This window comes from Acinetobacter sp. 802_lipA (genome assembly GCF_058242885.1).
Genome location: NZ_JBZAYP010000001.1, coordinates 898,754 through 913,254, shown reverse-complemented (window position 1 = coordinate 913,254; position 14,501 = coordinate 898,754). Strand labels below are relative to the sequence as shown.

12 protein-coding genes and 1 pseudogene are annotated in these 14,501 nt (G+C 36.1%); 12 read left to right on the top strand and 1 reads right to left on the bottom strand.

Annotated features, from left to right (window positions below):
- Window positions 1-151: 151 nt before the first annotated feature.
- From eat to AC4CU3_RS04530, 10 genes and pseudogenes are all read left to right on the top strand, one after another.
- Complete coding sequence (gene eat, locus AC4CU3_RS04575) at window positions 152-1,573, top strand: ethanolamine permease (protein ID WP_178927753.1); 1,422 nt, start codon at window positions 152-154, stop codon at window positions 1,571-1,573.
- Window positions 1,574-1,975: 402 nt separating this feature from the next.
- Window positions 1,976-2,824 (top strand): annotated as a pseudogene (locus tag AC4CU3_RS04570) (IS982 family transposase).
- A gap of 763 nt (window positions 2,825-3,587) precedes the next feature.
- Window positions 3,588-4,613, top strand: coding sequence for an IS30-like element ISAba125 family transposase (locus tag AC4CU3_RS04565; RefSeq protein WP_490737998.1), 1,026 nt, complete (start codon window positions 3,588-3,590; stop codon window positions 4,611-4,613).
- Complete coding sequence (locus AC4CU3_RS04560; RefSeq protein ID WP_490737997.1) at window positions 4,606-6,348, top strand: hypothetical protein; 1,743 nt, start codon at window positions 4,606-4,608, stop codon at window positions 6,346-6,348. The genes AC4CU3_RS04565 and AC4CU3_RS04560 overlap by 8 nt, the downstream gene beginning before the upstream one ends.
- Before the next feature lie 39 nt (window positions 6,349-6,387).
- Window positions 6,388-7,416 carry an IS701 family transposase gene (locus AC4CU3_RS04555; RefSeq protein WP_007116247.1) on the top strand — a complete coding sequence of 343 codons (1,029 nt, stop codon included), beginning with the start codon at window positions 6,388-6,390 and terminating at the stop codon, window positions 7,414-7,416.
- 125 nt (window positions 7,417-7,541) lie between these two features.
- A complete protein-coding gene (locus AC4CU3_RS04550) occupies window positions 7,542-7,952 on the top strand; it encodes a hypothetical protein (protein ID WP_490737996.1) in 411 nt (136 codons plus the stop codon).
- 249 nt (window positions 7,953-8,201) lie between these two features.
- Complete coding sequence (locus AC4CU3_RS04545; RefSeq protein ID WP_279044983.1) at window positions 8,202-9,143, top strand: YagK/YfjJ domain-containing protein; 942 nt, start codon at window positions 8,202-8,204, stop codon at window positions 9,141-9,143.
- A 70-nt stretch (window positions 9,144-9,213) separates the two neighbouring features.
- Window positions 9,214-9,513, top strand: coding sequence for a hypothetical protein (locus AC4CU3_RS04540; RefSeq protein ID WP_490737995.1), 300 nt, complete (start codon window positions 9,214-9,216; stop codon window positions 9,511-9,513).
- 46 nt (window positions 9,514-9,559) lie between these two features.
- Window positions 9,560-10,650, top strand: a protein-coding gene (locus tag AC4CU3_RS04535) for an IS4-like element ISAba33 family transposase (RefSeq protein ID WP_155115347.1) whose coding sequence is annotated in 2 segments (ribosomal slippage) — window positions 9,560-10,100 and window positions 10,100-10,650 — 1,092 coding nt in all. Because the reading frame shifts where the segments join, the coding sequence is not laid out codon by codon here.
- A gap of 91 nt (window positions 10,651-10,741) precedes the next feature.
- Window positions 10,742-11,269 carry a hypothetical protein gene (locus tag AC4CU3_RS04530; RefSeq protein WP_490737994.1) on the top strand — a complete coding sequence of 176 codons (528 nt, stop codon included), beginning with the start codon at window positions 10,742-10,744 and terminating at the stop codon, window positions 11,267-11,269.
- Between the two features lie 35 nt (window positions 11,270-11,304).
- On the opposite strand, the gene AC4CU3_RS04525 is transcribed toward AC4CU3_RS04530, so the two are convergent.
- Entirely contained in the window at window positions 11,305-12,186 is an 882-nt protein-coding gene (locus AC4CU3_RS04525; protein WP_279044990.1) for a LysR substrate-binding domain-containing protein, read from the bottom strand.
- A gap of 180 nt (window positions 12,187-12,366) precedes the next feature.
- Between AC4CU3_RS04525 and AC4CU3_RS04520 the strand changes: the two genes are divergently transcribed.
- Window positions 12,367-13,116, top strand: a complete 750-nt coding sequence (locus AC4CU3_RS04520; RefSeq protein ID WP_279044980.1) for an SDR family NAD(P)-dependent oxidoreductase — start codon at window positions 12,367-12,369, stop codon at window positions 13,114-13,116.
- 83 nt (window positions 13,117-13,199) lie between these two features.
- Window positions 13,200-14,498, top strand: a complete 1,299-nt coding sequence (locus tag AC4CU3_RS04515; RefSeq protein ID WP_215904343.1) for an MFS transporter — start codon at window positions 13,200-13,202, stop codon at window positions 14,496-14,498.
- Window positions 14,499-14,501: the final 3 nt, after the last annotated feature.

Below are 14,501 nucleotides of genomic sequence, written 5' to 3'. Positions count from 1 at the left end.
GCGGAGTCCCAGACTTTGAGCTGATCTTATAAAAGAAAAAAAAGAGCAACTTGACTTCAAGCGACTATGCTCATGATTTATTGTCAAGTTTAAAGCCGATATTTCACCGATATTAAAGTGGTCGAATTTGGTGAAAAGGTGATCGAGCATCATGAAAAATGAAATGATAATGACGGAGAGTGTCGCAGATAACACCGAATATTTTGCCCAACGCCAACTGAAAAAGGGTGCCGTCGGTTGGTTACTGTTGGTGGGGTTAGGGGTGTCTTATGTGATTTCGGGTGACTTCGCAGGTTGGAATTTTGGTATTGCGCAAGGTGGTTGGGGCGGATTATTTGTTGCTACGATTGTAGTGGCATTTATGTATCTATGCATGAGCTTGTCGATGTCAGAAATGTCGACCATGCTGCCAACAGCAGGCGGGGGCTATAGTTTTGCGAGAGTGGCGTTTGGGCAATTTGGTGGTTATCTTACAGGGACTGCAATTCTGATTGAATATGCAGTCGCACCTGCCGCAATTGCTGTTTTTATTGGCAATTATTGTGAAGCTTTATTTGGCATAGGTGGCTGGCCGATTTATCTGTTTTGCTATGTGTTTTTCATGGCAATTCATTTAAAAGGTGCAGGTGAGGCTCTGAAAATAATGTTTGGCATTACCGCAATTGCTTGTGTGGCGCTGTTGGTGTTTATAGTGGCAATGGTTCCACACTTTAATGCTGCCAATTTATTTAATATTGCAGTAATGCCAAATACTGCGGGGGCGAGTTCATTTTTGCCTCTCGGTTACATGGGCATTTGGGCTGCTGTCCCGTTTGCAATCTGGTTTTTCCTTGCAGTTGAGGGCGTGCCTTTGGCTGCTGAAGAAGCCAAAGATCCAGTCAAATCTTTACCACGTGGTTTAATTGGTTCAATGTTGATTCTGGCTGCATTTGCCCTGCTGATTTTGTTTTTAAGTGCTGGTGCGATGGGTGCAGAGCAAGTGAAAAACTCAGGAGCACCATTGGTTGATGCATTAATTGCAGTCTATGGACAGCATTCATGGATTGCCAGTTTTGTGAATTTTGTGGGATTAGCAGGTTTAGTAGCAAGCTTCTTCTCGATTATTTATGCTTATTCGCGTCAAGTGTTTGCCCTATCGCGTGCGGGTTATTTACCGAAAATATTATCGCTCACCAATAATAAACATGCGCCGAAATGGGCGATTGTGATTCCTGGGGTAATTGGCTTTGTATTGTCATTAACGGGTGAAGGAGATTTGCTGATTTTGATTGCGGTGTTTGGTGCCACCATTTCTTATGTGTTGATGATGATGTCGCATATTAAATTACGTTTTTCCCGTCCAGATTTAGCACGACCATATAAAACACCCGGCGGCATCGTCACTTCAAGTATTGCATTGGTTTTGGCCTGTGCTGCAGTGGTGGCTGGTTTAATGGTTAATCCAAAAGTATGGTGTTTGGCAGCGCTAATTTATGGTTTATTCATTCTGTATTATCTGCTGTATAGCAGACATCATCTGGTGGAAGGCACGCCTGAACAAGAGTTTGCATCTATTGAAATCAGAGATGAATAGTTGAGTGAAATTTACCTAATTTTTAAGAATATCAATCCCATTTTTAATGGGCTTGATATTCTTAAATGCTCATTAAATTATTTATGGATTGATTCAACGACATTAGCTGTCAGGTATAAATAATCATCTTCGGCATTGTATATCGTTGACGAGCATGATGATTGAAGAACTGTAGCCTTTAAGGCTTACTAATGTACTCGCTCAGCCTAAACCGTGCACAGTACAGGGATGAGCGTGTAAAAACCATGGAGTAGTATGGTGAGCAAGTGGAATTCTGCTTAAGAGGCTGAAACTATGACATGTTATCTATAACCCGAATCATGGATAAGAAATTGACTTGAAAAATAAAGGAACTAGAGCCATTAGTTGAGTTACCACACCGAACTTAAAGCTCTAGTCCTGATGTTCAATAGTACCGAATTATTCTGTGTAATCGATGATTTCTTTCTTAAATTTGAAGCAACTTATTGGAAATTTCTCAAACAAAGTCGTCAATCTATAAGAATTCGACCAGCCAAATTAAGTCTCTCAGAAATCAATTTTAGTGCCATTTGGTATAAGTGTTCTCATATCAACAATTTCAAAGCATTCTTTTTAAAAATTTACCCTGCTACCAATGGATGATTCACCTCATCAATATGCATCAATATGCATCAATTGGCACTACATGCTTTATATGTCGCCTTAATGAAAGGCCAACGCAGCAAATATTTATGGATTGATACAACCACTTTACCTGTCTGTAAAAAACAAAGGATTCAACGCCATAAATCATTAGCCAAAATTGCATCACGTGGTAAAAGTTCGATGGGCTGGTTTTATTGCTGCAAATTACATATCGTGATGAATCAATTAGGGGAAATAGTATGTTCTGCTTTATCTAATGGACATGTGGCGGACATAAAAATGGTTGAGCATTTAGTTGAAGGCTTAGAAGCAAGGCTTTATGTGGATCGTGGCTATATCAGCCAAGAATTAAAAAGCAGATTAAAAATTCAAGGTATTGATTTGATTACCTATCATCAAAAGACTATGCAGTTTTTTCAACTCTGTGCATCAGATGAATATCACTTAAAACAGCGTAATAAAATAGAAACGTTATTCAGCTTATTGAAAGGTCAATACAATTTAGTGACGAGTAAAGCACGTAGTATTCATGGATTTCTAAGTGGGATTTACGCATCATTATGTGCATATCAATTAACCCAACGAAATAAGCCAAAAATTCAGATTATGGAACCCTTGGCTTAAACAAGATTTAGGTCATCTATAAAAATAGACTTTAATATTAATTTAATAAGTATGGGATTTAGATATTCACCCTCAAGTTTTAATAGAATTTTTTAATTATTGCTCAAATACCTGGTTTTTCTTATTTAGTGTGGAGTTTTTATGAGAGAGCTAGATGTTTTGTATATATGATAGTTACCTTGTTGAGATATAAATATAATTAAATTGTCACTGTGGTAGTGTAAGAGGTAAGGGGTGAATAATATTAAATTCTGATCCAGTTAAATATTAAACTAATTGTTTGTTAAAAACTTATGTGTCCTTTTTATATTTATGCATAGTATTGGGATTAGGGTTCAATACTATGGGGCGTAATTATTGGATTTTATAGTAAACAAGATTTTCTGTTAATAAAGTCCTAGGAGTTTTTAAAATCAATTTAATACATGAAATTTGAATTAAATTCTTATGATTAATTGAGGGGTAATAAATCTTTGCATCAGTTTGACTTGTATAGGTGTTGGTACATTTAACATGAATGTATAAGATCAAATTAGCTTGCACAATTGTGATTAATATTATTTAAAAATGTATTTTTTGGGACTGTAAGTTGTGATTAATAGGTTTTTTTTCTTATTGTTGTTGACTTTTAATTAGTTATATTCAATTATTTAAGTTGGTTTTAGTGTGATTTGTACTGTGTATGAATAAAATAGATCTGTTTAAGCTGGGCAGAGTAAAACTTGAAGTGCGACATAAACCACCTAATTAATTTAAAGAGTTTATGGAGTATATAAAATTGTCATACCATCATCTTAACTTTGAAGATCGTACTGCATTAATGCTTGAGTCAAGAAAAGAAGGCTTTTCAGCCAGAAAATTTGCTGAACTCATTAAAAGACATCCTAGTACGATCTATCGTGAGCTTAAAAGAAATAGCATCAATGACGTTTATCAAGCTCAATATGCTTCTGATAACACCTTCGCTAGACGTAGACGTGGTCACATAAAACTCAAAATCGATTCAATCCTCTGGAAATTTATTGTTGAAGCGATCCGTTGTTTATGGTCTCCTCAGCAAATAGCAAAGCGTTTAAAGACATTTCCTGATTTGGATCAAACAATGAATGTAAGCCATACAACGATTTATTCAACGATACGAGCATTACCAAAGGGTGAGCTGAAAAAAGACTTACTATCCTGTCTGCGACATGAAAATAAAAAGCGAAAAGCTAACGGTGAACCTAAAAAAGATTCTATATTACAGGATATTAAAACTATTCATGAGCGCCCAACCGAAGTTCAAGAAAGAAAAATACCGGGTCATTGGGAAGCCGATTTAATTAAAGGTAAAGACAATAAAAGTTCGATAGCAACACTTATTGAACGAAATACACGGCTCTGTATCTTGGCAACATTACCTGATGCAAAGGCAGAATCAGTGCGCAAGGCTTTAACTGAAGCTCTGAAATATTTACCCGCAGAACTGCGTAAAACATTGACCTATGACCGTGGACGTGAGATGTCAGAACATAAAATCCTCGAAGAAGATTTAGGCATAGATGTATATTTCTGTGACCCACATTCGCCATGGCAGAAAGGCACATGCGAAAATATGAATGGTTTAATTAGGCAATATTTACCTAAAGGGATTGATTTAAACCAGGCAGATCAGCATTATTTAAATCAAGTTGCCATGTCACTGAATACTCGCCCTAGAAAAGCGTTAGATTGGCTTACACCATTAGAGAAATTTGCTCAGCTTGTTGATTATCATAAGGCTTTTGAAACTGTCGCACCTCATGTTTGAATTCGCCCTGCTTAGATTGAGAACTTATCATTCATATGCAGAATTATCACAAGAAGAACGAGATAGAATGACCTTTTTTAAAGAGTCAGTTGATGCCTTGGAGTATTACTCTAAATTTGTTGATGATGTAATAGGTGATAAAAATTCAATATTGAAAGCATTCGAAATAAATTATAAAAATGGGATTGATGATTTTGGGGAAGATGTTCGTTATTATTTTAATAAGCTCAATAAGTTATCTAATTTTATTCCAAACATAGATTGTAAATTTGGACAGGATGTTATTCCTTACGGATTATTTGAATTTTTATCTCAAATAAAAAGTAATGAAATACCATATTTTTGTGATAAGACACCTAGTCAAAATTTTTCAGCTAGATACATGGTGGAGTTAATTAATTGGATTAGGGGAAATAAAGGAAGTATCGATTGGAATAGGAGTAGTGATGATAAGTTATTCTGGAGTGAGTTCTGTAATTTATGTACAGAGTTTGATGCAATCATAACAAATCATCTAGACATAAAAATCTTATGTCTAGATATTAATCTAAAGAATAATTATAAGGATAATTGCGAAAATTTTAGACGTATTAATTGGGGTTATGTTAGTAAGATTCACAATTATTTAAATGATTTTCCTGACTTTATTCATGGCTTTTTTAAGTATGAAAACGACCATCAGTTTGGTTTGAATTTGCAGTGTATCTTATTTTTTGAGGGGAAAGGAAAGCTCAATACAAAAGCTAAAATAGAGAAGTTGAAAGAAAAAATCATACGAGATAAGTTTGAATCAGGTATACAAATCAGTGATTGGTTAGTGCAATTGAAGAAAGTCACTCAGCAAGATTTTTCAAAGATTTCATACTTTCAGCAAGAACGTATTCAAAATTTTAAGTATTGGGTTTTGGGCTATTACACTTATATAGATAGAATTATAAAATTAGAGTGTAAAGATAGCCAGAATGATTTTTTGCCAATTAATAATGTTTTTTTGAAGCAAGATCGGTCTGTGTCTATTGATTCTCAGGAAGCTTATCGTAAGCATATTAAATTTTGGCAAAATCTAATCGAAGGTAAGAATCCTCAAAAAATCTGGCAGTGCCAAAATCTCAATAGGAATGCAATTGAGCGAATAGCAGTCACCGAACTTGTTTATAAAGAATACGCAAAGTCAGATACAAGATTTGCAGATTTAGCTGACGTTGGAGTACGTCTAGAGATTTTTATTGAAAACTTATTAGCTTCTAACGGAGGTCTTTTTGATTTTCCACGTCATTATACTGATTTTAACTCACTAACCACCGATGAACTAACGTATTCAATCACTAGAGCTTGCCAACAATATTTTAGTCTACTTGATGAGCAAGATAAAATTCAGAGATTATTAAAATACTCATCTGACGAAATGACGAGCTTCCTTCTTAAAAGTATTACGGTACAGCTCAGTGTATTTTTTTCTAGGTGTGTGGTTGATGATAAATTTAATTTAGGTTTTCAAAAAATCAATGAGTTAAATGTGAATAGTTTAAGGTTGAAAAAAAGGTATCAACTTCAGACTTATCAGTATGGAAGTCTTAAGATCAGAACCAATCAAGTTTCTCAAAATTTCAATAAATCTGAGGCAAATATAATCCAACACAAAATTTGTGCGAGACGATATGCAACAGCAATTGATTATCTAGATCAGATGTTTACCCAAGATTTAGTAGTATATAGAATAGGACTTACGCATTGACGGATTCAAAAAAGTATTAAAATACTTTATAAAGTATCTGTGATCAGACGAATTAAACATGCTTCTACAGCAACTTGTACATTACCCATTTATATGGGCTTTCTCATGACAGAACCGAACTCTATTAGCTGCACACAACTTGCCGAGACTTATAACATCTCGCATGATAGTGTAAATCGCTTTCTAGAACGTGAAGACTACACACCTCACGACCTATATCAAGAAGCAATTCAACATATTGATAATAATAAACTTATAGTCAGTATTGATGATACTGTTTTAGATAAACCCTATAGTCAACATATGGACTTGGTTAGCTATTTTTGGTCAGGCAAACACCACCGATCCGTCAAGGGTATTAATCTCATTACCTTGTATGCGACAGATCAGAATGGTCAAAATATTCCAATTAATTTCCGAATTTATGACAAATCTGAAAGTAAAACCAAGAATGATTACTTTATGGATATGTTAAGTGAAGTACTCAGTTGGGGTGCAAAGATTCAATTTATTACAGGTGATAGTTGGTATTCATCGACTGGAAATCTAAAAACCATAAGAAAATATGGTATTCGATTTATGTTTGGTATCGACTGTAACCGTAAGGTTTCCCCAGAAAAAGGACAATGGTTTCAACTGCGTTTATTGCCAAATTTCCATCAGGGTCAAGTGGTCTGGCTCAAAGATTTTGGCTTTGTACAATTATTTAAGACTCAGTTAAAAGAACAGCAGAGGTTTTATATTGTGCATCAAGATGAAGATGATTTATTGTCCTTTGAGGGTTTTCATGAATTACATTCAAGTCATTGGAAAATAGAGCAATATCACCGGGTGATTAAACAGGTTTGTCATATTGAAAAGTTTCAAGTAAGACGATCTAAACTGATTTTGAATCATATTTTTTCAGCCTTGATGGCCTACGTCGAGATACAAAAGAACCAGTTTGAGCGGATCTTTGAAAATGTATATCGTTGGCAGAAGAAATTATTTAGACCAGTTATCAAAAACTTCATTGATGACTTTATTCTCGATAAAAATCATCTGCTACCACAGAGAATCTATAAATAATAGTGCGTAAGTCCTATAGAATTCAATTTAGAGTAGAAAGAAATTGGGGGGCCTTGTCTCAGGAAGAGTTTTCCACGCTTTTTACCAGCTTTATACGGTTTTCGAAAAGATCTAAACCACTTTCGATGAGTACAGGATATTTAGGAAGTTGGAATGTTGGTTATGAAAGTAAAACATCAGCGGATGTTTTATTTTTCTTTCCACGAACGAAGCTTGAGCAACTCGATGAAGTAGGAGTATCCATAATAAAATATTGGGATAGATTTCTTAACAATCATATACAAGCTAAAATTAATCGAGAACCGCTAGATATTATCAATCCAACTGAATGTATTGAAATATTTTTGTCCCAACCAGAATTTAGTTCAAAATACGTTGTGTTTGCTGCTAATGATAAAAAGAAACAGAGATTGTTCAAAAATACAATCGTCAAATACCTGTGTTATAAAGAGATTTTCCAACCAAAACCAGCAGCTCCGATCAGAAAGGTATTAATAAAGGGTTCAACTGCTAAAATGATAAAAGTGAATAATTAAAAAATTAACTTTAGCTTCTCTTTGCTCGGTTAATTCATGTGTTCTATGCTCAGTCGGTCTAACCAATTTGTTGTTAAGCCGTAGATTGGCCTTAGTAGGTTATTAAAGTTATTAAATATATTATTAATTATATATTTATCAATATCTTGCTTAATTGTTGAATGATTCTTTACTCATATATATGGTTAAACAATTAAAAGATTACAGACATGGCTGTGATATGAATCCTAACATGATGAGTATCACGACATGAATTTGACTACAGTGATCTGGAATGAATCTAATCTTTGCACTGCAATTGAAGATTTTGTTTATGATGTCTGTTTCGAACAGGTGGGTGAACAACAATTCAAACAGTCACTCAGTACATTATATGAAGCCTTTCAACACTTCTATTCAGCACAGCTTCACTACGCTGAATCCATTCAATATTTTATTCAGTGTAAGTATTGGATTGATCATTTTCTAAATGGTCAATCAGCATCATACATCTTAAATTTTAATACTCAGCAAGTTCAAACCCTATGCTGTGTACTCTATCAATATCGAAATGATTATTGGAATGAGTTGAATTGTTTCATTCAGCAAGAACAGCAGAATCGAAATTCACTGTATCAGTATCTGACTAAACTCATTACCCACTATTCTGAGCTGTTATTTGTGCGTGTCGATTTGGGTTATCTCGAAGAACAACAGGTCTATATAGGTATTCAAGATGTTCAACAGCATATGAATATTTTAAGAAATCGCATAGCTAATCAAGATGGATGTTTCATGGGGTTACAGGGCTATGCATGGGCATTAGAGCAGGGTGCAAAAAAAGGCTATCATTGCCATTTATTGCTAATTTATGATCCATCTAAACGTCTGAGTGACTGGTATCTCGCTGATCAGGTTGGGAAATTATGGCAAAGTATTACAGGTAATCTGGGATGGTACTTTAATTGTAATACGACTGAACATAAGCAGAAGTTTATGCGGAATAATCGATTAGGGGTAGGAAATATCCAGTGTAATGTTCAATTGGAAGTAAGCAATGCTTTTAATACAGGAATGTATCTGGTCAATCCTGAAAAGTATGCACAGCATTTACGCGCAAAGATACCGTATATGCGCAGCTTTGGTACGGGCCAGTTTGAAGTGCATTGGCGTAGAGGTGTAGCCCAAACCTTGCAGCAATGTGGATTCTAGATTAGATCACCATTAAAAAGTTACGGCACTCCTAAGTCTATGAAATAAATAACTTAGGATGTGTTTTATCATGACGACTTACAATGAATCTCAAACATTTTGTGAAATTGAAATCTTTATTCAAGCAATCTTAACCAATCAAATCAGTGTTGAGCAATTCAAACAGCAGATCATTCCATTGATTAAGAAATCCAGACGATTCTTTGTAGATGGGAATAATTATATTGCTGCCATTATTGTGTTTAAGCATCTTGAGCAGATCATCTTTAAAGCCAATGCGTTTAAGTTCTACGATTCTATTCAAGACTTGCCTGATCATGTGGTGGAAGGTTTTATAAAATATGTCTTTGTACACGACAAAAAAAGATAACTCATTGAAATAATGGCATAATACTTGTTTTCTGAAGACGAATATGATGACACATTTCAATGAGTTATATCTCATCTTAAACAAATATCTAAAGTGGAACAAGTCACATGCAAAATGTTTTACACTGATTATGCTTGCATTAATTGTAAAACAGACATGTAATCTTTCTTCTGCATCTAAAGCCTTACCCATCAAGTGCTTACCACAATCATTTTATCGACGTATACAACGCTTCTTTGCAGGTCAGTATTTCGATTATCGTCAAATTTCTCAGTTAATTTTCAATATATTTTCATTTGATAAAGTCCAATTAACTTTGGATAGAACTAATTGGAAATGGGGAAAACGAGATATCAATATCTTGATGTTAGCCATCGTCTATCGTGGAATAGCGATACCTATTGTTTGGACATTGCTCAATAAACGTGGAAATTCAGATACAAAAGAGCGTATTGCTTTGATTCAACGCTTTATCTCCATTTTTGGTAAAGATCGTATTGTGAATGTGTTTGCAGACAGAGAATTTATCGGTGAGAAATGGTTTACATGGTTAATTGAAAATGACATTAACTTCTGTATACGTGTTAAAAAAACTTTATTGTGACCAATCACTTAGCCAAGAATCATAAAATTAGTGATTTATTTCGTCATCTTCAAGTTGGTCAAACTGAATGTCGTAAACGACGTATTTGGGTTGGTCGAGTGAAACTGTATATTAGTGCGCTACGATTAGAAGATGGAGAACTTTTACTTGTTGTTTCTCCTATGTTTAATGCTTCTGCTATTCGTGATTATGCATTACGCTGGGAAATCGAAACGTTATTTAGTTGTCTCAAAGGACGTGGATTCAATCTTGAAAATACTCGTTTAACAGACCCTAGACGAGTCAAGAAATTGATAGCAGTGCTAGCTATGGGTTTCTGTTGGTGCTATTTAACAGGTGAATGGCAACATGATCGGAAAAAAGCGATAAAAATAAAGAAGCATGGACGACTTTCAGTAAGTTTATTTCGCTACGGTTTGGACTATGTTCAAATGGCTATTCTACGTTTGATTGGTTTTGGAAAAAAAGAAGAATTTAAGAAAGTGCTAGCAATTTTAAGAAAGAAAAAGCCTGATAGGACAAGGGTCCTATGAAATTTGTCGTGTACAGAGAAAATATGTACAAGATCAAGCTGGGTTGATTGAAGCGGATTATCAATCCGATCAGAACGAGTATAAGAAACAGGTGAAAAAGGCTGAACGCTTCTTATCAGAATGTATACAGCAACAAGATCAATTAACCATCTTTCCAATTTGTTTAGGGGTTCAACCTGAAGCGCTATCAGTGATTCGCTTATATGATCTTGATCTTTACCTCAGTGCTTTTCTAAAGTTAATTCGATCCAGAGATACTGAGCTGTTTCGTTCAATTCATTCGGTGCTGTGGCAGATTAAACATGATCCAGAGCAGGGCTACTATGTTCAGTTATTCTGTATCTATGCTGGACAAGCACAAGCTGTCACTCTAACGGATCATGCACGTAGAATCGGTGAGCAATGGTTGGAGGTCACCAATGGTTATGGTGCCGTTTCATTCGAAGAGCATGATTTAAAAGGTATCTCAGTGAATTGTTTGGATGACAAGCAGATTCAACGCGCTTTGCAAGCGGTAAAAAACCGTTTAAACAGCCATGCCAATAATCATTACTTAAGAGTGACAAGGCATCGTAGAAAAACCTTTGATTGTCAGCGGATAGTTCTAAGTCTGGTTTAAATGGTTGCTTTCTGTTTTGAGCGACTGTTTGATCATTATTTATCTTTTATGATTTCGTCACCAATCCAGTTTAAAAAGTGGTTCACTTTGAGAATGTTCTCATGGGTACGTGGATAAACTAAGTGGTGTGCAGAGATGGGTACGGATAAGTCATCAGCAAAGACTTTCACAAGTTTTCCTGAATCTAGATAATTTTGGGTAAGTAAATTGCTTTCTAGGACAAATCCAAGCCCATGAGTTGCAGCTTCAAGTGACATATATGAGCGATCAAAACTAAAAGTATAAGGAAATTCAGGAATGCTTAACCCTTGATGTGCAAACCATTGGGGCCATGTCACGAGTGTGGACTTTGATAAAATTAATTCTTTTTTTAGTAAATCTTTAGGCTTAGAAACAGGACTGCGCTCAAGTAATTTGGGGGAGGCAAGAACTTCTAATTTTTCACTTCGAACCGTTCTAATTTCGACGCCTGTCCAATTCGGAATACCATGACGAATATCAATATCAATTTTATCTCGTGTGAAATGAAGGTTTTCATAAGAGCAAGATAAATTCACCTGAATGAGAGGATATTGTTCTTTAAATGATTCCAATCTTGGCAATAACCACAGAAGTCCAAAGCTAGGTGAAGAATGGATATATAAACTATCTTTTGGGCTTTTATCTGATGCTTGTTCAGTCGCTAACATCAAATTATGCAAGATAGTCGTTACATCTTGATAATAACGTTCACCAGAAGGTGTTAAGGTCACTCCGCGTGCGCCCCTTATAAATAAGCTTTGACCAATCATTTCTTCTAGTTTTGCTATTTGATGACTGACAGCAGATGGTGTGAGGCTCAAAACCTCTGCCGCTTTTGCCACATTTCCTAACCGAGCAGTTTGTTCAAACGCTTGTAAGGTTTTTATTGCAGGCACTTGATTGTAATTTTTTTCACTATTGTTCATTTAAAATTCCATTTTTCTTTCGAATATCAACTAAAAATATCATAGGCATGAATATTATTCATGCCTAGTTGAGTTTAACCTTATTGCTGCTCACTGTGAAAAAAGAGAATCTAACGATGAATAAATATGTTGAAGAAAAGAGGAATAGACATGTTACTACAAGGAAAAGTAGCGTTAATCACAGGTGCAGCATCTGAACGTGGTATTGGTCGTGCAACAGCAGAAATCTTTGCACAGCAAGGCGCCAAAGTCATTATTGTTGATCTAGATCTTGCGCAAAGCCAGCATGCGGCTAAAGCATTGGGCGAAGGTCATTTAGGTCTAGCAGCAAATGTTGCTAATGAAGAACAAGCACACGCTGCTGTGGAACAAGCCCTTCAACACTACGGTAAAATTGATATTTTGGTCAATAACGCAGGAATTACCCAACCTGTAAAAACATTAGATATCAAGCGTAATGATTATGACCGTATTTTGGATGTCAGTCTGCGTGGAACACTCATTATGTCTCAGGCTGTAATTCCCTCAATGAAAGAAAATGGTGGAGGAAGTATTGTGTGCTTATCATCCGTTTCGGCACAACGAGGTGGTGGTATTTTTGGTGGTCCACACTACAGCGCTGCCAAAGCTGGGGTTTTAGGATTAGGTAAAGCGATGGCACGTGAATTTGGTGCAGATAATATTCGTGTGAATTCACTTACACCAGGTCTGATTCAAACAGATATTACTGGTGGTCTAATGCAGGATGATCGTCGTCATGACATTCTTGCAGGTATTCCACTTGGTCGCTTAGGTAAAGCTCAAGATGTTGCAAATGCAGCATTATTCTTAGCCAGTGATCTATCAGACTATTTAACAGGTGTAACTTTAGATGTAAATGGCGGAATGCTGATTCACTAAAACTCAGTATTAGTATTAGAAAATTTAAAATAGAGACATGGCCATGAGAGGATATTGTGGCCAAATGTAAAGGGACTCGCATGATGGATACCGTATTTTCATCTGATACAGATGCTATTCGTAAATCTGCATATCGAAAAATTGCATTTCGGCTGATGCCATTTTTAATGCTTTGTTATTTTTGTGCTTACCTAGACCGTGTAAATGTTGGTTTTGCCAAACTTCAAATGATGAGTGATTTACAGTTCAGTGAAGCTGTTTATGGACTCGGCGCAGGTATTTTCTTTATAGGATATTTCTTATGTGAAGTACCTAGCAATATTGTGCTTCACAAAGTTGGTGCTCGACGTTGGATTGCTCGAATCATGATTACATGGGGTATTTTGTCAGGCTGTTTTGCATTTGTTGAAACAGAGTGGCAATTCTATACCTTACGCTTCTTACTCGGTGTTGCTGAAGCTGGATTAGCGCCAGGTTTATTACTTTATCTTACATATTGGTTCCCATCTTATCGTCGGGCCCGTATGACTGTGCTGTGGTTTATTGCGATCCCAATTTCAGGAATGATTGGTGGACCTCTGTCTGGCTTAATCATGGATCAAATGAACAATGTGCAAGGATGGCATGGTTGGCAATGGATGTTTGTGCTTGAAGCTATACCTACTGTGGTTGTTGGTTTATTAGTCCTCGCAGTTCTAAAAGATTCTGTTCAAGATGCACATTGGTTAACAAGTGCTGAAAAGAATTTAGTTCAGCAAGAAATCGCACAAGATAATCAGCAGAAAGAAGGGCATAGCAGTATTAAAGACTTCATTAGTGATAAACGCTTGTGGTTACTTGCTGGAATCTACTTTTGTGTCGTAATGGGACAATATGCAATTACTTTCTGGTTGCCGACATTAATTCGTAACTCGGGCATTAGCGACAACTGGCATATTGGCTTGTTGACCAGCCTACCTTATATGTGTGCCATAGTTGTAATGCTATTAGCAGGCCGTAGCGGAGATCACTTTAGAGAGCGTCGCTGGCATTTAATTATTCCTATGTGTGCTGGTGCAATTGCACTGACCTTCGCAACATTGTTTGCCTCGAATCTAACCCTATCGCTGATTTGTTTATGTATTGCGGCATCAGGTGTACTCACCGCATCTTCTTTGTTTTGGATGTTGCCAACCAACTTTTTAGGTGGTGTTTCAGCTGCCGCAGGTATTGCTGGAATCAATAGTTTTGCCAATCTCGCTGGATTTTGTTCTCCGTTTCTCATCGGCTGGATTACCACTAATACAGGTTCGAATGCCATAGGTATGTTCTTAATCACAGCAGTCTTAGTTGTTGGCGCAAGCCTAGTACTACGCGTTCCAGCAAAACTGGTTAATCGTTAATAA

Bases quoted from the DNA above. Each gene is read 5' to 3' on its own strand.
- eat (WP_178927753.1), top strand. From the start codon at position 152: ATGAAAAATGAAATGATAATGACGGAGAGTGTCGCAGATAACACCGAA.
- AC4CU3_RS04565 (WP_490737998.1), top strand. From the start codon at position 3,588: ATGGAGTATATAAAATTGTCATACCATCATCTTAACTTTGAAGATCGT.
- AC4CU3_RS04560 (WP_490737997.1), top strand. From the start codon at position 4,606: ATGTTTGAATTCGCCCTGCTTAGATTGAGAACTTATCATTCATATGCA.
- AC4CU3_RS04550 (WP_490737996.1), top strand. From the start codon at position 7,542: ATGAGTACAGGATATTTAGGAAGTTGGAATGTTGGTTATGAAAGTAAA.
- AC4CU3_RS04545 (WP_279044983.1), top strand. From the start codon at position 8,202: ATGAATTTGACTACAGTGATCTGGAATGAATCTAATCTTTGCACTGCA.
- AC4CU3_RS04540 (WP_490737995.1), top strand. From the start codon at position 9,214: ATGACGACTTACAATGAATCTCAAACATTTTGTGAAATTGAAATCTTT.
- AC4CU3_RS04520 (WP_279044980.1), top strand. From the start codon at position 12,367: ATGTTACTACAAGGAAAAGTAGCGTTAATCACAGGTGCAGCATCTGAA.
- AC4CU3_RS04515 (WP_215904343.1), top strand. From the start codon at position 13,200: ATGGATACCGTATTTTCATCTGATACAGATGCTATTCGTAAATCTGCA.